Origin of the sequence: Streptomyces sp. NPDC047061, assembly GCF_040643955.1 — a bacterium.
In the GTDB taxonomy this organism is placed as follows: Bacteria; Actinomycetota; Actinomycetes; order Streptomycetales; family Streptomycetaceae; genus Streptomyces.
Map to the genome: position 1 here is coordinate 81,176 of NZ_JBEYVI010000042.1, position 20,098 is coordinate 101,273.

14 protein-coding genes are annotated in these 20,098 nt (G+C 71.0%); 6 read left to right on the forward strand and 8 right to left on the reverse strand.

Annotated features, from left to right (window positions below; all coding sequences use genetic code 11):
* Positions 1–2 precede the first annotated feature (2 nt).
* The 5 genes from ABZ887_RS41000 to ABZ887_RS41020 all read right to left on the reverse strand — a co-directional run bounded on the left by ABZ887_RS41000 (position 3) and on the right by ABZ887_RS41020 (position 7,557).
* Positions 3–968, reverse strand: a complete 966-nt coding sequence (locus ABZ887_RS41000; RefSeq protein ID WP_361301921.1) for a CoA ester lyase — start codon at positions 966–968, stop codon at positions 3–5.
* A complete protein-coding gene (locus ABZ887_RS41005; protein ID WP_361301924.1) occupies positions 965–3,013 on the reverse strand; it encodes a protein meaA in 2,049 nt (682 codons plus the stop codon). Before ABZ887_RS41005 ends, ABZ887_RS41000 begins: the two co-directional genes overlap by 4 nt.
* Positions 3,014–3,030: 17 nt before the next feature.
* On the reverse strand, positions 3,031–4,374 hold the full coding sequence (ccrA, locus tag ABZ887_RS41010) for a crotonyl-CoA carboxylase/reductase (RefSeq protein ID WP_361301927.1): 1,344 nt from the start codon (positions 4,372–4,374) through the stop codon (positions 3,031–3,033).
* Between the two features lie 425 nt (positions 4,375–4,799).
* Positions 4,800–5,615: a TetR family transcriptional regulator gene (locus tag ABZ887_RS41015; protein WP_361301930.1), complete on the reverse strand. Its 816-nt coding sequence runs from the start codon at positions 5,613–5,615 to the stop codon at positions 4,800–4,802.
* Positions 5,616–5,751: 136 nt separating this feature from the next.
* Positions 5,752–7,557 carry a 3-hydroxyacyl-CoA dehydrogenase family protein gene (locus tag ABZ887_RS41020; protein WP_361301933.1) on the reverse strand — a complete coding sequence of 602 codons (1,806 nt, stop codon included), beginning with the start codon at positions 7,555–7,557 and terminating at the stop codon, positions 5,752–5,754.
* 379 nt (positions 7,558–7,936) lie between these two features.
* Between ABZ887_RS41020 and ABZ887_RS41025 the strand changes: the two genes are divergently transcribed.
* The gene (locus ABZ887_RS41025; RefSeq protein ID WP_361301936.1) at positions 7,937–8,512 is read left to right on the forward strand and encodes an adenylosuccinate lyase; all 576 of its coding nucleotides are present in this window, start codon (positions 7,937–7,939) and stop codon (positions 8,510–8,512) included.
* On the opposite strand, the gene ABZ887_RS41030 is transcribed toward ABZ887_RS41025, so the two are convergent.
* From ABZ887_RS41030 to ABZ887_RS41040, 3 genes are all read right to left on the reverse strand, one after another.
* Positions 8,499–9,065 carry a GNAT family N-acetyltransferase gene (locus ABZ887_RS41030; protein ID WP_361301939.1) on the reverse strand — a complete coding sequence of 189 codons (567 nt, stop codon included), beginning with the start codon at positions 9,063–9,065 and terminating at the stop codon, positions 8,499–8,501. The genes ABZ887_RS41025 and ABZ887_RS41030 overlap by 14 nt on opposite strands.
* 85 nt (positions 9,066–9,150) lie before the next feature.
* The gene (locus ABZ887_RS41035) at positions 9,151–10,719 is read right to left on the reverse strand and encodes an alpha/beta hydrolase (protein ID WP_361301942.1); all 1,569 of its coding nucleotides are present in this window, start codon (positions 10,717–10,719) and stop codon (positions 9,151–9,153) included.
* Between the two features lie 155 nt (positions 10,720–10,874).
* A complete protein-coding gene (locus ABZ887_RS41040) occupies positions 10,875–11,915 on the reverse strand; it encodes an Rv2578c family radical SAM protein (RefSeq protein WP_361301944.1) in 1,041 nt (346 codons plus the stop codon).
* Between the two features lie 193 nt (positions 11,916–12,108).
* Here ABZ887_RS41040 and ABZ887_RS41045 point away from each other — a divergent pair, with 193 nt between their 5' ends.
* From ABZ887_RS41045 to ABZ887_RS41065, 5 genes are all read left to right on the forward strand, one after another.
* On the forward strand, positions 12,109–12,552 hold the full coding sequence (locus tag ABZ887_RS41045; protein ID WP_361301947.1) for an SRPBCC family protein: 444 nt from the start codon (positions 12,109–12,111) through the stop codon (positions 12,550–12,552).
* A gap of 155 nt (positions 12,553–12,707) precedes the next feature.
* The gene (locus ABZ887_RS41050; RefSeq protein WP_361301950.1) at positions 12,708–15,098 is read left to right on the forward strand and encodes an MFS transporter; all 2,391 of its coding nucleotides are present in this window, start codon (positions 12,708–12,710) and stop codon (positions 15,096–15,098) included.
* Positions 15,099–15,331: 233 nt separating this feature from the next.
* Positions 15,332–17,779 carry a SpoIIE family protein phosphatase gene (locus tag ABZ887_RS41055; protein WP_361301953.1) on the forward strand — a complete coding sequence of 816 codons (2,448 nt, stop codon included), beginning with the start codon at positions 15,332–15,334 and terminating at the stop codon, positions 17,777–17,779.
* A 152-nt stretch (positions 17,780–17,931) separates the two neighbouring features.
* Complete coding sequence (locus ABZ887_RS41060) at positions 17,932–18,657, forward strand: class I SAM-dependent methyltransferase (protein ID WP_361301956.1); 726 nt, start codon at positions 17,932–17,934, stop codon at positions 18,655–18,657.
* 128 nt (positions 18,658–18,785) lie between these two features.
* Entirely contained in the window at positions 18,786–20,003 is a 1,218-nt protein-coding gene (locus tag ABZ887_RS41065; RefSeq protein ID WP_361301959.1) for a hypothetical protein, read from the forward strand.
* The last annotated feature ends 95 nt before the right edge of the window (positions 20,004–20,098 follow it).

Consider the following 20,098-nt stretch of genomic DNA (forward strand, 5'->3'; position numbering starts at 1 on the left):
GCTCAGCCCTCCGGGATCTCGAACTTCGACGTACGGGTCATCCCGGCGGCCCGGCCCTTGCCGGAGATGACCAGGGCCATCTTGCGGCTGGCCTCGTCGATCATCTCGTCGCCGAGCATCGCGGAGCCCTTCTTGCCGCCCGCCTCGGACGTGTAGTAGTCGTACGCGTCCAGGATCAGCTCGGCGTGGTCGTAGTCCTCCTGCGACGGCGAGAAGATCTCGTTGGACGCCTCGACCTGGCCCGGGTGCAGCACCCACTTGCCGTCGAAGCCGAGGGCCGCTGCGCGCTGGGCGACCGCGCGGTAGCCGTCGATGTTGCGGATCTGGAGGTAGGGGCCGTCGATCGCCTGGAGGTTGTTGGCGCGGGCGGCCATCAGGATCTTCATCAGGATGTAGTGGTAGGCGTCCGCCGGGTAGCCGGGCGGCTGCTCGCCCACGACCAGCGACTTCATGTTGATGGACGCCATGAAGTCGGCCGGGCCGAAGATGATCGTCTCGACGCGCTGGGAAGCGGTGGCGATCTCGTTGACGTTGTTGAGGCCCTGAGCGTTCTCGATCTGTGCCTCGATGCCGATCTTGCCGACCTCGAAGCCCATGGTCTTCTCGATCTGGGTGAGGAGCAGGTCGAGCGCGACGACCTGCTGGGCCGTCTGGACCTTCGGCAGCATGATGCAGTCGAGGTTCTGGCCGGCGCCCTCGACGACGGTCACGACGTCACGGTACGTCCACTCGGTCGTCCAGTCGTTGACGCGGACCACGCGCGTCTTGCCGGTCCAGTCGCCCTCGTTGAGGAACTTGACGATGGTGTGCCGCGCCCCGGGCTTGGCGAGCGGCGCGCACGCGTCCTCCAGGTCCAGGAAGACCTGGTCCGCCGGGAGACCCTGCGCCTTCTCCAGGAAGCGGGGGTTCGAGCCGGGCACGGCCAGGCAGGAGCGCCGCGGGCGGAGCCGGTTGACGGGCGTGGTCATGCGGGGACCTCCAGGGGGTCGAGCTTGTTCGCTTTCCGGATCTCGTCGACGATGCGGCCGATGATTCCGGTGATGTCGAAGTCCTTCGGGGTGAAGACCGCGGCCACTCCGGCTTCCCTGAGCTGCGCGGCGTCACCATTCGGGATGATGCCACCGGCGATCACCGGTATATCTGTGGCACCGGCCACACGGAGTCGTTCCAGGACGTCCGGGACCAGCTGGGCGTGCGACCCGGAGAGGATCGACAGGCCGACCGCGTGCACGTCCTCGGCGATGGCCGCGTCCACGATCTGCTCGGGCGTCAGCCGGATGCCCTGGTAGACGACTTCGAAGCCGGCGTCCCGGGCCCGCACGGCGATCTGCTCGGCACCGTTGGAGTGCCCGTCCAGGCCCGGCTTGCCGACCAGGAAGCGGAGCTTGCCGGAGCCCAGGTCGCGGGCGGTCGCGTCCACCTTGGCCCGCACCTCGGCGAGCGCCGAGCCCGCCTCGACGGGGACGGCGACGGGAGCGGAGGACACCCCGGTGGGCGCCCGGAACTCGCCGAACACCTCCCGCAGCGCCCCGGCCCACTCACCGGTCGTCACGCCCGCGCGGGCGCACTCCAGGGTGGCCTCCATGAGGTTGCCGGTGCCCTTGGCGGCCTCCTTCAGCCGCTCCAGGGCCTTGCAGGGCCGCGGGTGGTTGAACGGCGGCTGGTAGCGCGTGTCGCGCCAGTGCCCGATCGCCGCCACCACCTTCGCCTCGACCGCCGGGTCGACCGTCTGGATCGCGGTGTCCAGGTCGGCGGTGAGCGGGTTCGGCTCGGTCGTCTCGAAGATGTTGACGCCGACGATCTTCTCCTGCCCGGACTCGATCCGGGCCCGCCGCTCCGCGTGGGACGAGACCAGCTGCGACTTCAGATAGCCCGACTCGACGGCGGCCATCGCGCCGCCCATCTCCTGGATCCGGTCGATCTCCGCGAGGGAGTCCCCGACCAGCTGGGCGACCTTCTTCTCGATGACGTGCGAGCCCTCGAAGATGTCCTCGTACTCCAGAAGGTCGCTCTCATGGGCGAGCACCTGCTGGATCCGCAGCGACCACTGCTGGTCCCAGGGCGTCGGCAGCCCGAGCGCCTCGTTCCAGGCCGGCAGCTGCACGGCACGTGCGCGTGCGTCCTTCGACAGCGTCACCGCGAGCATCTCCAGCACGATCCGCTGGACGTTGTTCTCCGGCTGCGCCTCGGTCAGACCCAGGGAGTTGACCTGGACGCCGTACCGGAACCGCCGCTGTTTGGCGTCCTCGATGCCGTACCGCTCGCGGGTGATCTGGTCCCAGATGCGGCCGAACGCCCGCATCTTGCACATCTCCTCGACGAACCGGACGCCCGCGTTCACGAAGAAGGAGATACGGGCGACGACGTCACCCATGCGCTCCTGCGGCACCTGGCCGCTGTCGCGCACGGCGTCGAGGACGGCGATCGCGGTGGACATCGCGTACGCGATCTCCTGGACCGGCGTGGCGCCCGCCTCCTGCAGGTGGTAGCTGCAGATGTTGATCGGGTTCCACTTCGGGATGTGGGAGACCGTGTACGCGATCATGTCCGTCGTCAGCCGGAGGCTCGGCCCCGGCGGGAAGACGTGCGTCCCCCGGGACAGGTACTCCTTGACGATGTCGTTCTGGGTCGTGCCCTGGAGCTTGGTGATGTCCGCGCCCTGCTCCTCCGCGACGACCTGGTAGAGCGCCAGCAGCCACATGGCGGTGGCGTTGATCGTCATCGAGGTGTTCATCTGCTCCAGGGGGATGTCCTGGAACAGCCGGCGCATGTCACCGAGGTGCGAGACGGGCACGCCCACCCGGCCGACCTCGCCGCGGGCGAGGATGTGGTCGGGGTCGTAGCCGGTCTGCGTCGGCAGGTCGAACGCCACCGACAGGCCGGTCTGGCCCTTGGCGAGGTTGCGCCGGTACAGCTCGTTGGACGCCTCGGCCGTGGAGTGTCCGGCGTACGTGCGCATGAGCCACGGCCGGTCCTTCTCCCGCTTGCCTTCGGCATTCTGACGCTCAGTCATCTATGACCTCGGGTGTCTCAGATGTTGCGGAAGCGGTTGATGGCGTCGAGGTGCTTGGCCCGCATCTCCCCGTCGCGCACGCCGAGGCCCTCCTCGGGAGCGAGGCAGAGCACGCCGACCTTGCCCTGGTGGAGGTTGCGGTGCACGTCGTAGGCGGCCTGGCCGGTTTCCTCCAGGGAGTAGGTCCTCGACAGCGTCGGGTGGATCTTGCCCTTCGCGATCAGCCGGTTGGCCTCCCAGGCCTCGCGGTAGTTGGCGAAGTGCGAGCCGATGATCCGCTTCAGGGACATCCACAGGTAGCGGTTGTCGTACTCGTGCATGTAGCCCGAGGTGGAGGCGCAGGTGGTGATGGTGCCGCCCTTGCGGGTGACGAAGACGGAGGCGCCGAAGGTCTCGCGGCCGGGGTGTTCGAAGACGATGTCGATGTCCTCGCCGCCGGTGAACTCGCGGATGCGCTTGCCGAAGCGCTTCCACTCGCGGGGGTCCTGCTCCCGCTCGTTCTTCCAGAACTTGTAGTCCTCGGCGTTGCGGTCGATGATCGCCTCGGCGCCCATGGACCGGCAGATGTCCGCCTTCTGCGGCGAGGACACGACACAGACGGGGTTGGCGCCGCCGGCCAGCGCGAACTGCGTGGCGTACGAGCCGAGTCCGCCGCTCGCGCCCCAGATGAGCACGTTGTCGCCCTGCTTCATGCCGGCGCCGTTGCGGGAGACCAGCTGCCGGTAGGCGGTGGAGTTGACCAGGCCCGGGGCGGCGGCCTCCTCCCAGCTGAGGTGGTTCGGCTTCGGCATCAGCTGGTTGGACTTGACGAGCGCGATCTCGGCGAGGCCGCCGAAGTTGGTCTCGAAGCCCCAGATCCGCTGCTCGGGGTCGAGCATCGTGTCGTTGTGCCCGTCGCTGGACTCCAGCTCCACGCTGAGGCAGTGCGCGACGACCTCGTCACCGGGCTTCCAGGCGTTGACGCCCGGGCCGGTGCGCAGGACGACGCCCGCGAGGTCGGAGCCGATGATGTGGTACGGCAGGTCGTGCCGCTTGGTCAGCTCGCTGAGGCGGCCGTACCGCTCCAGGAAGCCGAAGGTCGACAGCGGCTCGAAGATCGAGGTCCACACCGAGTTGTAGTTGACACTCGATGCCATGACGGCGACCAGGGCCTCGCCCGGGCCCAGCTCGGGCAGGGGGACCTCGTCGAGGTGGATCGACTTGCGCGGGTCCTTGTCGCGGGTCTCCAGGCCCGCGAACATGTCCGTCTCGTCCTTGTGCACGGTGATCGCGCGGTACGACTCGGGGAGCGGCAGGGCGGCGAAGTCGGCCGGCGTAGATTCCGGCGACTGGATCGCGTCCAGAATGGCCTGAGTGGTCACGGTGTTGCCTCCGGCGATGCGCGCCCCCGAGGGAAGGGGCGCTGAGGGTTACGTCGGTGCTGCTGAGGGTTTGGGGAGAGGTGCCGTCGGTTCGGCGGGGGTGGTGCTTCGGCAGCGCTTTGTGGCGCGGGAGGTTGCCTGTGACGCAGGCGTCCGGCGGGCGAACTGGTGGGTTCGCCGGGACAGGCCGGACACCATCAACGTATGACACCGCGTGTCAGGTGGCAAGGCACTGAGTGCCAGGAATCGCTCTCAGATGAAATCTTTACGTAACAAATGAGCGATGATCGATCAAAGTTCCCGACAAGTAGGCACTAAAGCGCACTTTTCAGCCCGGGCTGTGGGTACCCACTCAGCCCGTCCGGCGTTTGAGGACGAGCGGCGGAGCCGCGGTTCGGTGACCGCAACCCGCCACTACCGTCGTGCTACGACCGCTCCTTCAGCGCCTGCTCGATCGTGCGCATCACTTCGTCCAGCGGCGCATCCGTGCGAGCCACCGTCACCAGCACCTCACCCTGCGAGGCCACTGAAGCCGGCGCGGCCGGCCGGGGCGCAGCCTCCCTGCCCGCCCCGATCCCGTTCCCGAACGTCTTGCGGACGATCGCGAAGGCGTGGTCCAGCTGCAGCTCGACGTCACCTTGTCCCCCCGCCCGCAGCCAGCGCCGCAGCACGTGGTTGTGGGCGGTGACCACCGCCGACGCCGCGACCTCGGCCAGCAGCGGGTCGTCGTTCGCGTCGTCCGCGTGGGCGTGCTCGTCGAAGTGGCCGAGGAGGTAGCGGGTGAAGAGCCGCTCGTAGCGGGCCACCGAGGCGATCTCGGCCTCGCGGAGGGTGGGCACCTCGCGGGTGAGCTTGTAGCGGGCGACCGAGATCTCCGGCCGGGCCGCGTACATCTTCATGACTTCCTTGATGCCGCGGCACACCGTGTCGAGCGGGTGTTCATGGGCCGGCGCCGCGTTCAGCACGGCCTCGGCGCGGATCAGCGTGTCGTCGTGGTCGGGGAAGATCGCCTCTTCCTTGGAGCGGAAGTGGCGGAAGAAGGTGCGCCGGGCGACCCCGGCCGCGGCCGCGATCTCGTCGACGGTGGTCGCCTCGTACCCCTTCGTCGCGAAGAGCTCCATCGCGGCTGCCGCCAGTTCCCTGCGCATCTTGAGCCGCTGGGCCGCCGCGCGGCTGCCCGCGGCACTCTCCGGCGCGTCGGGCGTGGCGGCGGTACGTGAGGACTTCGCGGGCTGGGGCATGACCCGAACGTACTGCATGTGCGCAGCTTGATGCGCATGTCCGGGGTTTCCCCCGCCCGCGAAGGGCGGGGGGCCGGCGGTGGGGTCGAGCAGCCCGCCCCACTCCTTCTCGTCCCGGAACCAGTCGCCGACGCCGTCAGCGGCGGGCATATTCGCGGAAGCCGCGGCCGGTCTTGCGGCCGAGGCAGCCCGCGGCCACCAGGTGCTCCAGGAGCGGCGCGGGCGCGAGGCCCGGGTCGCGGAACTCCCGGTGCAGCACCTTCTCGATGGCGAGCGACACGTCCAGGCCGACCACGTCCAGGAGCTCGAACGGACCCATCGGGTAGCCGCCGCCCAGCTTCATCGCCGCGTCGATGTCGTCGAGGGACGCGTAGTGCTCCTCGACCATCTTGATCGCGTTGTTGAGATACGGGAACAGCAGCGCGTTGACGATGAATCCGGCCCGGTCGCCGCAGTCGACCGCGTGCTTGCGGATCTTCGCGCAGACCTCGCGGACCGTGGCGTGGACGTCCTCCGCCGTCAGCACGGTACGGACGACCTCGACCAGCTTCATGGCCGGCGCCGGGTTGAAGAAGTGCATGCCGATCACGTCCTGCGGACGCGAGGTGGCGCGGGCGCAGGCGACGACCGGCAGCGAGGAGGTGGTGGTGGCGAGGACCGCGCCCGGCTTGCAGACCTTGTCGAAGGTCGCGAACAGCTGCCGCTTGACCTCCAGGTCCTCCGCGACCGCCTCGACGGCGAGGTCGACGTCGGCGAAGGCGTCGTACGAACCCGCCGGGGTGATCAGGTCCAGGGTCTGCGCGGCCGCCTCGGCGGTCATCCGGCCCTTGCCGACGGAGCGGTCCAGGGACTTGCCGATCCTGGCCTTCGCCGCCTGCGCCTTCTCCTCGCTGCGGGCGGCGAGGACGACCTCGTACCCGGCCTTGGCGAAGACCTCGGCGATGCCGGAGGCCATGGTGCCGGAGCCGGCGACACCGACCGAGCGGACCGTACGGCCCGGGGTGGGCGCGGCCCCGTCCAGCGGGGTGAGGGCGTCGCGGACGACGGTGGCGCTGCCGGGGGCCTCGTAGGTGTAGAAGCCACGCCCGGACTTGCGGCCGGTCAGGCCCGCCTCGCTGAGCTGCTTGAGGAGGGGCGCCGGGGCGTGCAGGCGGTCGCGGGACTCGGCGTACATGGCCTCCAGGACCGTACGCGCGGTGTCGATGCCGATCAGGTCGAGCAGGGCGAGGGGGCCCATCGGCAGGCCGCAGCCGAGCCGCATGGCCGCGTCGATGTCCTCGCGGGAGGCGTACTTCGCCTCGTACATCGCGGCAGCCTGGTTGAGGTAGCCGAACAGCAGGCCGTCCGCGACGAACCCGGGGCGGTCGCCGACCGCGACCGGCTCCTTGCCCAGCTCGATCGCCAGGTCGGTGACGGCGGCGACGGCGCCCGGCGCGGTGAGCACCGAGGAGACCACCTCGACCAGCTTCATCGCCGGGGCCGGGTTGAAGAAGTGCAGGCCGAGGACGCGCTCGGGGTGGGCCGAGTCGGCGGCGAGGCGGGTCACGGAGAGCGCGTTGGTGCCGGTCGCGAGGATCGTCCCGGGGCGGACGACGGCGTCCAGCTCGCGGAAGATCTGGTGCTTGATGTCGTACGACTCCGGGACCACCTCGATGACGAGGTCGGCGTCGGCCGCGGCCGTCAGGTCGGTGCCGGTGCGGATCCGGCCGAGGACGTCGGCGCGCTCCTGCTCGGTCAGCCTGCCGCGGGCCACGGCACGGGCCGTGGAGGTCTCCAGCGCGGCGACGGACCGGGCGGCCTGGGCCTCGCTGACGTCGATGCCGATCACCTCGCGGCCGGCCTTCGCGAGGACCTCGGTGATACCGGTGCCCATCGTGCCGAGGCCGACGACGGCGATCGTCTTGAGCGGGGACAGAGAAGAGTCGGACTGGGGAGTGGCCATCGCGGGACTCCAGGAATGAGGGTGACGACTGGAAACGCGCCCGGGTGCGCCGAGGGGGCGCACCGGGTGCGGAGAGAGCTGCGTGAATGCGGGTGTCGCCGGGCTGCGAGCGCACACGCCCGGTGCTGCTGCCGCGGGCGTGCACACGCCCGGGAGCGGCGGATTCCGACCGGCCCTGTCCCAAAGCCGAGTCGTACTGCGGTACCGAGGTACCGAACCGACCTGATACTCACGCGGCTGCGTCACCAAACCGGCGTGAGCGTTACTGCGAGTGGGTGACTCGCTCGATTGAGCTTAACCGGCGGGTAACGAGCGCGCCAGCCCCCGGACTTTGTGATGTACGTCCCCCTGCTCCCGCGACCCCTCTAATCTGGGCTTCGTGGACGAAGAGTTGCGATCACTCACGGAGCGTTTGCGGCAGGAGTCGCAGGGGACCGCCGCCTACCACCGGCTCCTGGCCACCGGGGACCACGACGAACTGGCGGAGGTGCTCACCGCCGCCGGACAGCCCCTGTGGGCCAGGGAGCTGGCGGCGTTCCGGCTGGGGACGGCCGGTGACCGGCGGGCCTTCGAGACCCTGGTCCTGCTGCTCAACCACCGTGACCCACCCCGCTGCGCCTCCGCGGCCTACGCCCTCTCCCGACTCCAGGACCCGCGCACCGCCCGCGCGGCCGCCGCCCTCGCCACCAACGAACTCCGCGTCGCCTACGCCCTGCACCCCGTCCGCCTCCTGGTCGAACTCCGGGCCCCGGAGTCCGTCCCCGCCCTGATCACCACCCTGGAACGCCGGCTGCGCCCGCACGATCCCTATCGCAAGGTCGCCCTCGCCTGCGTGGACGGCCTCGGATGCCTCGGCGACACGCGCGCCCGCCGCGTCCTGAACGAGGCCCTGGCCCATCCCACCCTCGCCGAAGCCGCGGTCCAGGCCCTGGCCCGCATCCCTAGGCCGAGGTGACGCCGGGCTCGATGACGTACCGCACCTCGGGCACCGGCACCCCGTCGACCACGTACGGCTCCTCGGCGCCGTCCGCCGCGAAGCCCGCGATCTCGTAGAACCGCCGGGCGCGCGCGTTGCCCTTCAGCACCCACAGGTACACGCGCGCGTACCCGGCGCACTGCCCGAGGACCGTCGCGAGCAGCGCCCGCCCGGCGCCGGTGCCCAGGTGCGCGGCGTCCACGTAGATGGCGTACAACTCGGCGTCCCCGGTGCGCACTTCGCCCTCCCGGTACGGCCCGTGCGCGGCCCACCCCACGATGGCGCCGTCCCGCTCGACGACCAGCTCCGTCACCCCGTCCCCGCCGTCCAGGAACCGGGCCCGCCGCCGCTCAGCGTCCCGTTCGACACTGAGCCCGTCCAGGAACGGCTGCGGCATGAGACCCCGGTAGGCGTACTGCCAGCCCCGGACGCGTATCTCCGAGACCCGGTCGCAGTCGTCGAGTGTCATCGGGCGGACCTGGAGGGAGGGGGCGTCGGGGGCGGGGCCGCGGAGCGGGTTCTCGTCGTTCATGACGGCACCCTAGGGGAGGGGACGGCCCCGCCCGCCCGGGATCCGGCGGCGGCCGGCCACCACCGCCAGGGCCTTCAGGGCCGGTTCAGCCGCGGAAGCCCAGCAGGCCGTGCAGGGTCGAGCCGCGGGACGACGTCGAGGCCGCCTTGGCGGTGAGGGGCTTCGGGTCCGGGGTTTTCCGGCAGACCGCGTCGGCGGTGCCGTCGCCGTGCGGGACCGTGCCGTCGGTCAGGTACGTGGCGAGGTACGTGTCCAGGCAGGTGTTGCCGCTGAGGGTGATGCCGTGGTTGCCGCCGCCCTGTTCCACGACCAGGCCGGAGCCGGCCAGCAGCCGGTGGACCGTGACGCCGCCCTGGTAGGGCGTGGCCGCGTCGTCCGTCGCCTGGAAGAGGAGGGCCGCCGGCAGCTTGCCGTTGGCGATGTTCGGCGGCTGCAGCGTCTTCGTCGGCCAGTACGCGCACGCCGCGTTGTACCAGGCGTTGTTCCAGACCATGAACGGCGCCTTCTCGTACGCCGCCCAGTTGTCCTTGCGCCACTGGTCCCAGTCCCGCGGCCAGGAGGAGTCCCGGCACTGGACGGCCGCGTAGACGCTGTACCCGTTGTCGCCGGACGCGTCGACGGCGGCGAAGTTCTCGTACGCCTCGACCAGCGCCGCCGTCTTCCTGCCGTTGACGTAGGCGGAGAACGCGTCGGCCAGGTAGGGCCAGTAGCCGTTGTAGTAGCCGCCCGGGATGAAGGTGTCCTCCAGTTCGGAGGCGCCCACCTTGCCGCCCGCCGGCTTCTTCGCCAGTGCGGCCCGCATGGCGTACCACGCGGCCTCCACCTTCGCCGGGTCGGTGCCGAGCCTGTACGTCGAGTCGTACTTGGCGATCCACGCCATCAGGGCGTGCTGGCGGTCGTCGAACGCGTAGTCCTGGCTCAGGTTGTCCTCGTACCAGACGCCCGTGGGGTCGACGATCGAGTCCAGGACCAGGCGGCGGACCCGGTCCGGGTGCAGCTTCGCGTACACCGCGCCCAGGTAGGTGCCGTAGGAGTAGCCGAAGTAGCTGATCTGCCGGGCCCCGAGGGCCTCGCGGACCGAGTCCATGTCCTGCGCGGCGCTGACCGTGTCGAGGTACGGCAGCACGCTCGCGTACTTCTTGCCGCAGGCCGCCGCGAACGACTGCACCCGCTTGAGGTTCGCCTGTTCGAGAGCGGGGGTGGCCGGGACCGAGTCGGGGCGCACCGGCTTGAAGTAGCCGGGCGCGCAGTCGACCGCCGGACCGCTCCTGCCGACCCCGCGCGGGTCGAAGCCGATGACGTCGTACTGGGCCGCCACCTTCTTGGGCAGCGTGGACGCCACGAAGCCCGCGAGGGCCAGCCCGCTGCCGCCGGGGCCGCCCGGGTTGACCAGCAGCGGCCCCTGAGAGGCCGGCGCGGTGTGCGGGACGCGGGAGAGGGCGAGGGTGATCTGCCTGCCGCGGGGGTTCCGGTGGTCGAGGGGCACCCTGACCGAGCCGCACTGGAGCGTCGGGTAGTCGGTGGTGCCGCACTTCTTCCAGGTGACCGGGGACACCTGGACGGGGGCTCGGGTGGCGGCGCTCGCGGGCAGGGCGGTGACCGAACCGGCCACGACAGCGGCGGCGGCGCACAGCACGGCTGCGCGTGTTCGCATGGGGTCCTCCCAGGACGGAGGGTCGCGGACCGCACGTGTCACGGTCCCTCGCCGCATAGTCCCGGCAACGGCCCCCGGAAGAACCCATTCTGACGATTAATGACCCAATTGCGCCCAGGTGTGCGCCCGAACGCCCCCTCCGGTCGCCGACGCCCTCAGAGCAGCGTTAGCTGCGTCGGCTCCGGCAGCGCGGGCTCCTCGACCGCCGCCGGCACCGGGATCCGGCGGGGGGTGTCCGCGCGGTTCGGCCCGATGCCGTACTCCTGGGCCAGCTCGTGCACCTGACGGGTGATCCGGCGCTGGTACCACTTGGGCGCGTAGGCGCCCTCCGCGTACAGCCGCTCGTAGCGCCGCACCAGATGCGGGTGATGCGCCGCGAGCCAGCTCATGAACCACTCGCGGGCGCCGGGCCGCAGATGCAGCACCAGGGGCGTCACCGAGGTGGCCCCGGCCGCCGCGATCGCCCGTACGGTGGCCCGGAGCTGGGCCGGGTGGTCGCCGAGGAAGGGGATCACCGGCGCCATCAGGACCCCGCAGCCGATGCCGGCCTCGGCGAGGGCGCGTACGACGTCCAGCCGGCGCTCGGGGGCGGGGGTGCCCGGCTCCACCGTGCGCCACAGCTCGGGGTCGACGAAGCCGACCGAGACCGAGATCCCGACGTCCGTGACGTCCGCCGCCCGGCGCAGCAGGTCGAGGTCGCGCAGGATCAGGGTGCCCTTGGTCAGGATCGAGAACGGGTTCGCGTGCTCGGTGAGGGCGGAGAGGATCCCCGGCATCAGCCGGTAGCGGCCCTCGGCGCGCTGGTAGCAGTCGACGTTGGTGCCCATCGCGATGTGGTCGCCGAGCCAGCGGCGTGAGCCCAGCTGGCGGCGGAGCAGGTCCGGCGCGTTCACCTTGACCACGATCTGGCTGTCGAAGCCGAGCCCGGTGTCCAGGTCCAGATAGCTGTGGGTCTTGCGGGCGAAGCAGTACACGCACGCGTGCGTGCAGCCCCGGTACGGGTTCACGGTCCACTCGAACGGCATCCGCGAGGCGCCGGGCACGCGGTTGATGATCGACCGCGCCCGCACCTCGTGGAAGGTGATTCCCCGGAATTCAGGCGTGTCGAAGGTCCGGGTCGTGACCACGTCCGCGCCGAACAGCGCGGTGCCGGCCCGGGCGGGCCCGGTCTCCTCGGTGAGGTTCTCCCAGCGCATGACGCCTCCTCGGTAGCACTGCCCCAGAGAATAGAACATCTGTTCCCATGATCGTGCGAACGATCTGTGGAGACCGCGCGGACACCGATTCCGATCGCGTTTCCGACCGCTTCCGGCACCCCGATTTGGGCGGCCGGGCGCCGGGGTGATTGGCTTGGCGCAACCCCGAGAACTCAGGTGCTGGAGGAAAGCGATGGCGCAGGTCGAGGCCACTACGGAGCGGGTCGTCGCCGCGGACGCGGAGACGGTGTTCGACGCGATCGCCGACTACAGCGGCACGCGCGCGAAGCTGCTGCCCGAGCACTTCAGCGAGTACGAGGTGCGCGAGGGCGGCGACGGCGAGGGCACCCTGGTCCACTGGAGGCTCCAGGCCACCAGCAAGCGCGTCCGCGACTGCCTCCTGGAGGTCAGCGAGCCCACGGACGGCGAGCTGGTCGAGAAGGACCGCAACTCCTCCATGGTCACCACCTGGCGCGTCACCCCGGCCGGCGAGGGTCGGTCCAAGGTGGTCGTGCACACCACCTGGCAGGGCGCCGGCGGTATCGGCGGCTTCTTCGAGAAGACCTTCGCGCCCAAGGGCCTCGGCCGGATCTACGACCTGGTGCTCGACCGGCTCGAAGCCGAGGTCGGGAAGTAACCTCCCGGAGATCCGGGCCTGTTGGCCCCTCACCGGTTCGAGTGGATCTACGGTCCGGCCGGTCGCGTGCCGTAACTCGTCGTGCTTGCTCGCAGTTGTCGCCCTACGGGAAATAAGGCGGGAATTGTGCGCAGGCGCGACGAGGGGAGCGGTACGTGGGCGGAACGACGCTGGTGCAGTACGAGGAACCGGCCGCGGCGCCCGTGGACGCCCCCGTGCCGGAACCCGCCCCGGCCTCCGGACTCGGCCCGCGCCGCACCCGGTTGGTGTTCTGCGGGCTGATGCTCGCCCTGCTCCTCGCCGCGCTGGACCAGATGATCGTGGCCACCGCGCTGCCGAAGATCGTCGGCGAGCTGCACGGCCTCGACAGGATGTCCTGGGCGATCACCGCCTACCTGCTCACCGCCACCGTCGGCCTCCCCGTCTACGGCAAGCTCGGCGACCTCATCGGCCGCAAGGGCGTCTTCCAGTTCGCGATCCTGGCCTTCGCCGTCGGCTCCGCGCTGGCCGGACGGGCGCAGAGCATGGACCAGCTGATCGCCTTCCGCGCCGTCCAGGGCGTCGGCGCGGGCGGGTTGATGATCGGGGTGCAGGCGATCATCGCCGACATCGTGCCGCCCCGGCAGCGCGGCCGCTTCATGGGCCTGATCGGCGCCGCCTTCGGCCTCGCCTCCGTCGCCGGGCCGCTGCTCGGCGGCTACTTCACCGACCACCTCACCTGGCGCTGGTGCTTCTACGTCAACGTGCCCTTCGGGCTGGTCACCCTGGCCGTCATCACCCTCGTGCTGAAGCTGCCCAAGCCCCGGGCCCGCGGCCGTTTCGACGTGCTGGGCGCGCTGTTGCTCGCCACCACCTCCACCTGCCTTGTCCTGCTGACCAGTTGGGGCGGCACGGAGTACGCGTGGGGCTCGCGCGCCATCATCGGGCTGGGGGCCGGCGCGGTGGCCGCCACCGTGCTGTTCCTCGTCGTCGAGCACCACGCGGTCGAACCCCTCATCCCGCTGCGGCTGTTCCGGGACTCCGTCTTCAACGTGAGCGGACTCGTCGGACTGGTCGTCGGCGTCGCCCTGTTCGGCGCGGCCAGTTATCTGCCGACCTTCCTGCAGATGGTCGACGGCGCCTCGGCGACCGAGTCCGGGCTGCTGATGCTCCCCATGATGGGCGGGATCGTCGGCGCCTCGATCGTCTCGGGACAGCTCATCAGCCACACCGGTCGCTACCGCATCCACCCGGTGCTCGGCGGCGGGCTGTCCGTCGTGGGGATGTGGCTGCTGTCCCGCCTCGAAGTCGACACCCCGCGCTGGCAGTACAGCATCTGGATGGCCGTGCTCGGCGCCGGGATCGGCATGGTGATGCCGGTGCTCGTCCTCGCCGTGCAGAACTCCGTACGGCCCGCCGACCTCGGCACCGCCACCAGCGCCAACAACTACTTCCGGCAGATCGGCGGCAGCGTCGGCGCCGCCGTCTTCGGCACCCTCTTCGCCGACCGGCTCACCGACGCCCTGCACCGACGTCTCCCCGCCCGGGCCGGCACCCGCCTGCCCGACCCCGAGTCCCTCACCCCGCAGGTCGTGCACGCGCTGCCCCCGGCGCTGCGCGACGCCTACATCCGCGCCTACGCCGACGCGATGCCCCGGATCTTCCTCTACCTGGTCCCGGTGCTCCTCCTCGGCCTGCTCGTCGCCTGCTTCCTCAAGGAGAAACCGCTGGTGTCCCACCCCACCACCGAAACGGAGTCCGAAGCCGTGAACGCCCCGATCCCGCAGGCCCGGTCGCCGTACGCCGGCGCCGGGATCCCCGTCTGCGGCACGGTGCAGCATCCCGACGGGACCGTGGTGCCGCGCGCCGCGCTCACCCTCATCGACGCCGTCGGCCGGCAGGTCGGCCGGGGCGCCAGCGGGGAGGACGGCCGGTACGCCCTGGCCACGCCCGGCTCCGGGTCGTACGTCCTGATCGCCGCCGCCGGCGGCCACCAGCCGCAGGCCGTCACCGTGACGGTCGGCGAGCGGCCCGTCGAGCTGGACGTCGTCCTCGGCGGCGCCGGACGGCTTGCGGGCAGCGTGCTCACCGCCGACGGCACACCCGTACGGGACGCCACCGTCACCCTCACCAACGTGCACGGCGAGGTCGTCGCCAGTGTGCGCAGCGGCCGCGAGGGCGGCTATGTCATCAGCGAGCTGGTGGCCGGCGAGTACACCCTCGCCGCCAGCGCCCCCGCCTTCCGCCCCGCCGCCCTCCCGGTCACCGTCCAGGCCTCCCGGGAGACCCGGCAGAACGTCGAACTCGCGGGCGGCGCCGTGCTGAAGGGCACGGTCCGGGCCGGGGGAGGCCGCCCTGTGGAGGACGCGCGGGTGACGCTGCTCGACGCCGCCGGGAACGTCGTGGACACCCTCACCACCGGCGCCGACGGAACGTTCCGGTTCGTGGACCTGTCCTCCGGCGAGTACACGGTCATCGCCGCCGGTTACCCGCCGGTCGCCACGGTCCTCCAGGTCGCGGGCGGCGGCCGCACCGAACGCGATCTCCAGCTCGGCCACGAGGACTGAGCAAAGGCGGAAGGCCGAGGGCAAGGTCCGTTGGCGAGGGCCGAGGAGGGCGAGGACCGGCACCGGCACGGTGGACACGGTTCGCGCGCCGCACAGGGGCGCGGACCTGCGCGCCGGTGTGACCCGGTGAAACCAATTCCAGGATTGCCACACATCGCAACCGGCGGCCACCGTACGGTAGTGACGGGCGGCACAGATCTTTTGCGGAGCCGTGGGGAGAGAGGGCCTGGGCAATGGACCATGGCAGCGAGCGGGACGTACATCCCAGCCTCGGTGCTGGGGAGGGCGCTCCGGGCCGCATCCCCCTGGCCGTGGTCGTCGTCGACCGTGACGGCCGGGTCTCCCACTGGAGCAGCGGCGCCCGACGGCTCTTCGGCGCGGCCAAGGAAGAGGCCATCGGCCGCTCCGTCCTCGACCTGCTGCCCGTCTCCGGCGCGCTCCCCGACGACGACGAGATCACCCCGTACGGCGCCTACGCCGCGTACGACGGACTCGGCCCCGACCTGGAGTCCTCCCTCGACGGACGGCTGAACTTCCCGGCCGCCGGCCGCGCCCGGATCACCGTGCCCGACCGCGACCGCGCCGATGTGCTCTGGTGGTCCTACCCGCTGGTCGGGCCGGGGGACGAGCGGCTGCTGGTGCTCGCCGCCGACGCCGAGCGACTGCGCCGGACCGAACACGACGAGGGCATCGCCTTCGAGCGGATCGCGCCCGGCTTCGCCCTGCACACCGACTTCCCCGGCGCCGAGGAGCTGGCCCGCAGGCTCCCCGAGATCCTGCCCAGCATGAGCGTCGACGAGAGCGCCCGGATCGTCGCCCAGGTCCTCGAACTCGGCTACCCCATCCTGGAGTTCAGCCAGAACGACCGGGTGCCCGTGACCCCCGACTGGGGCGTCGCCCGGCGCACCGAACGGATGGCCCGCCGCGAGCGGGCCGCCCGGGTGGCCGCCGAGGGCCTGCCGGTGCCCGCCGAACTCGCCGACGACGAGGGCGAGGACCTGGAGTACGCGGCCGTCCGCGAGCGCCTGGAGTTCCTCAACGAGGTCAGCGGGAAGATCGGCACCTCGCTCGACCTGTCCCGCACCATCATCGAGGTCAGCAGAGCCGTCGTACCCCGGTTCACCGATGTCGCCGGCACCTATCTGCGCGAACAGGTCGTCGCCGGTGAGGAGTTCCCGGACGGCGTCCCGGACACCACCACCATGTGGCACCGGGTCGCCGTCGAGCACACCGACGAACCCGGCCGCTGGGACGACGTCATCCCCGTCGGCGAGGCCATGCCGTTCCCGGCGCACACCCCGTTCTTCCAGTGCATGACCACCGGCGATCCGGTTCTGGTGCCGCGGATCAGCGTGGAGATGGGCCACGCCATCGCCTCCCAGTTCGAGAAGCGCGACATCCGGCCGCTGATCACCGGCCGCTCGATGCTGGTCGTCCCGCTGAAGGCACGCAACGTCGTGCTCGGCTTCATGGTCCTGCTGCGCCACCCCGAGCGCGAGCTGTTCAACGACATGGACCGGGTCACCGGCGCCGAACTCGCCGCCCGCGCCGGGCTCGTGCTCGACAACGCCCGCATGTACACCTTCCAGGAGAGCGTCGCCGAGACCCTCCAGGACAGCATGCTGCCGCACATCCCGCCGCGCATGGCGGGCTGCGACATCGCCACCCGGTACCTGCCGGGCACCCTGCTCGGCCGCGTCGGCGGCGACTGGTTCGACTCCGTGAAACTCCCCGGCGCCCGCACCGCCCTGGTCGTCGGCGACGTGATGGGCCACGGCCTCAACTCGGCCGCGATGATGGGTCAGTTGCGGACCGCAGTGCAGACGATGGCGGCCATGGACCTGCCGCCCGCCCAACTCCTGCGCAACCTCGACGACCTGGCACAGCGCCTCGGCGACAGCTACCTCGCCACCTGCCTCTACGCCGTCTACGACCCGATCGAGGGCGAACTGCACCTCGCCAACGCCGGCCACATCCCCCCGGTGCTGGTGCGGGCGGTCGACGGGCGCAGCGAACTCCTCGACCTGCCCACCGGCGCGCCCATAGGCGTCGGCGGAGTCGCCTTCGAGTCCCTGCGGGTGCGCGTCGACCCCGGCGACCGGCTGGTCATGTGCACCGACGGACTGGTCGAGATGCGCGGCGAGGACATCGGCGTCGGCCTCGCCACCCTCTGCGAGTCCGCGGCCCACCCGGCCGCCTCCATGGACGACGCCTGCGACACCATCATCCGCTCCCTCAACACCCGCGGTGGCCGCAAAGACGACGTCGCGCTGCTGATGGCCCGCCTCAACGGCATCGAGCCGGAGGACGTCGCCGAATGGCGGCTCGCGCTAGATCCGGCCGAGGTCCGCCGGGCCCGCGCCGCTGTCCGCGAGCAGCTCCACGACTGGGGCCTGGCCCGGCTCGCCGACCCCGCCGAACTCATGGTCAGCGAACTCGTCACCAACGCCATCCGGCACTCGCACGGCCACCCGGTCCAGCTCCGGCTGATCCGCGGCGAGACCCTGCTCTGCGAGGTCGATGACGACGACCACACCCTGCCGACCCTGCTCGGCGCCGACCCCGGCGCCGAGACGGGACGCGGACTGCGGGTGGTCTCCACCCTCGCCCGGGAGTGGGGCACCAGCCGTACGGCCGCCGGGAAGACCGTCTGGTTCGAACTCACCGCACGGCGCCGCTGATCCGGTCGCCGTCGGCCCAGGGGGCGCACGCCCGTCGAACGGGTGGTGAAGGAAGGCGCCAGGTGCTTGTGGCCGAAACCCGCGCAGGGTAGACCGTACTGGCCCGTCACTTACGACGGGTCAAACACGGCTGCATCCTGGGGAGTTGGGCCATGAGCGTGACGAGTCGGTACCGCAATGCCTGGGAGGGCTTCTGGCGCGAGGCGTCCGACGAGCCGGGCGCGGTGTTCTGGGACGCCGAGCCGGCCGTGACCGCCGCCGTCCACGTCGCCCTCTTCGAACCCCACCTCGCCGACCCGGGCCTGCCCCTGGTCGACCTCGGCTGCGGCAACGGCACCCAGACCCGCTTCCTCGCCGGTCGCTTCCCCCGTGTCCTCGGCACCGACGTCGCCGAGGCCGCCCTGGACCACGCCCGGCACGCCGACCCCGCCGGACTGGCCGGCTACCGGCTCCTCGACGCGGCCGAGAAGAGCGAGGCCGAGGCCCTGCACGCGGAGCTCGGCGACGCCAACGTCTACATGCGGGGCGTCCTGCACCAGTGCGAACCCGACGACCGGCAGCCGGTGATCGACGCCGTCGCCACCCTCGTCGGCCGCCGCGGCCGGGCCTTCCTCGTCGAGCTCTCCGAGGCCGCCCGCCCCGTCCTCGGCGGCCTCGCCCAGAGCCCGTCGGGACCGCCGCCCAAACTCGCCCCGGTCTTCCGGCACGGCATCGCCCCCGGCGAGGTCCCGGACGCCGCGGTCCCCGAGTACCTGCGCAACGCCGGCCTCACCGTCCTCGCGAGCGGCGACCTGCCCCTGACCACGACCGAGTCCAGACCGGACGGTGAGCCGATCGTCCTGCCGTCGAGGTGGGTGCTGGCGGGACGGGAGAGCTGAGGGGCGGCACCGGACGGCGACCGACCCGCCGGGCGCACGGTGGCCCGGGCACGACCTCGCCCTTCTTGACGTGCACCTGTTGGCCAGCAGTCCTACGCTGATGAGGGGAGTCTTTACTGGAGGTCGGGATGACCAACGGGAAAGCCTTCACGGGTTCGGAAAGCACGAAAACGCCCAGAGGCAGCGTCGCTGTCTTCACACTCCTGTGGATCGCTTCGCTCATGGTCAGGCGCACGCCGACGCCGGAGAAACCGACGTGCGCCCACCCCTGCGGGCCGACCCGACGAAAGAACGTGGCTCAGCTCCCCACCATGCCCAAGGGGCTGTTCAGGGCTCATAGAACAGCCTGGCGCGAGCGTGCTGCCGCGCGCGTTCTGTTCCTGGAACAGCAGGCGGACCGTGAGCGGTGCCGAGAGGCAGCGGACCGGGCTGAGCAATGTCGGCGAGAGAAGACACTGGAGGGGATCGCGCGGCAACTGAAGGAGGCAAGGTGCGCCATCTCCGCGCGGCGCCGCCTCTTCTCCGGGGCCGCGGCCCTCGAGCGGACCTGGGCCAATGTGCGCGCGACCGACGTGATGCTGCTGACGCTGTGTGCGGACGAAGACCTGCCGGGCCGCAGCACCGACGTACTGAGCCACGTCGAACAGCATCTTCGCCCGGTCGACCCGCTTCGGATACAGGTGAGTGCGGTCGCGGAACGCATGGGGACGAAAGGACCGCTGCCGGGCGACCGAGGGCTCCTCGCCCTCGCTCTGAGCGCTTCGTACGACGCGCTGGACGCCGAATTCAGCAGAGTCCGCAGCCTCAGCATCATTCTGCGGGTTGCGACGTTCTTCGTTCTCCTCGGCGCGGCCGGGCTCGCGGTCTGGGGCTGGTACTGCCCGGATTCGCTGAACATGTGCTTCCTCCCCGGGGGGAAGACGTTCGCCGCATGTCCTTCCGGGGAGGTTCCCCTGAAGAAGGGGAACGTTCCGAGCGACTACGCGCAGCGGGTCGACGTGCTCGTCACCGAGGCGGCAGGGCTGGCCGGTGCGGCTCTCACGGTCATTGCGTCGCTACGCCGGATCAAGGGGACGAGCAGTCCTTATATGCTGCCGCTTTCGGCAGCCCTGTTGAAGTTCCCCACCGGGGCCCTGACCGCGTTCGTAGGAGTGCTGCTCATCAGGGGTGCGTTCATTCCAGGTCTGAGCGATCTGGATTCCAGCCCGCAGATCATGGCCTGGGCCGTCATTTTCGGCGCTGCCCAGCATCTCGTGACCCGCTTCGTCGACGAACGGGCCCGCGAGACGCTGTCGGACGTGGGACGCCCGCCCTCCGACCCGGAACCGGACGGCCCGAAGCCGTGAAGCCGGCAGCCGCCTGCGAACTCACCATGATCGAACCTCCGGCCCACGGGGCCGTCCTCGGCCCGCGACAAATGAAGATTATAGGCATCTTCCTG

What these genes read in the sequence shown, in the direction of transcription:
- ABZ887_RS41000 (WP_361301921.1), bottom strand. Translation starts at nt 968, where the DNA reads ATGACCACGCCCGTCAACCGGCTCCGCCCGCGGCGCTCCTGCCTGGCC.
- ABZ887_RS41005 (WP_361301924.1), bottom strand. Translation starts at nt 3,013, where the DNA reads ATGACTGAGCGTCAGAATGCCGAAGGCAAGCGGGAGAAGGACCGGCCG.
- ABZ887_RS41015 (WP_361301930.1), bottom strand. Translation starts at nt 5,615, where the DNA reads ATGCCCCAGCCCGCGAAGTCCTCACGTACCGCCGCCACGCCCGACGCG.
- ABZ887_RS41020 (WP_361301933.1), bottom strand. Translation starts at nt 7,557, where the DNA reads ATGGCCACTCCCCAGTCCGACTCTTCTCTGTCCCCGCTCAAGACGATC.
- ABZ887_RS41030 (WP_361301939.1), bottom strand. Translation starts at nt 9,065, where the DNA reads ATGAACGACGAGAACCCGCTCCGCGGCCCCGCCCCCGACGCCCCCTCC.
- ABZ887_RS41035 (WP_361301942.1), bottom strand. Translation starts at nt 10,719, where the DNA reads ATGCGAACACGCGCAGCCGTGCTGTGCGCCGCCGCCGCTGTCGTGGCC.
- ABZ887_RS41040 (WP_361301944.1), bottom strand. Translation starts at nt 11,915, where the DNA reads ATGCGCTGGGAGAACCTCACCGAGGAGACCGGGCCCGCCCGGGCCGGC.
- ABZ887_RS41045 (WP_361301947.1), top strand. Translation starts at nt 12,109, where the DNA reads ATGGCGCAGGTCGAGGCCACTACGGAGCGGGTCGTCGCCGCGGACGCG.
- ABZ887_RS41055 (WP_361301953.1), top strand. Translation starts at nt 15,332, where the DNA reads ATGGACCATGGCAGCGAGCGGGACGTACATCCCAGCCTCGGTGCTGGG.
- ABZ887_RS41060 (WP_361301956.1), top strand. Translation starts at nt 17,932, where the DNA reads ATGAGCGTGACGAGTCGGTACCGCAATGCCTGGGAGGGCTTCTGGCGC.
- ABZ887_RS41065 (WP_361301959.1), top strand. Translation starts at nt 18,786, where the DNA reads ATGACCAACGGGAAAGCCTTCACGGGTTCGGAAAGCACGAAAACGCCC.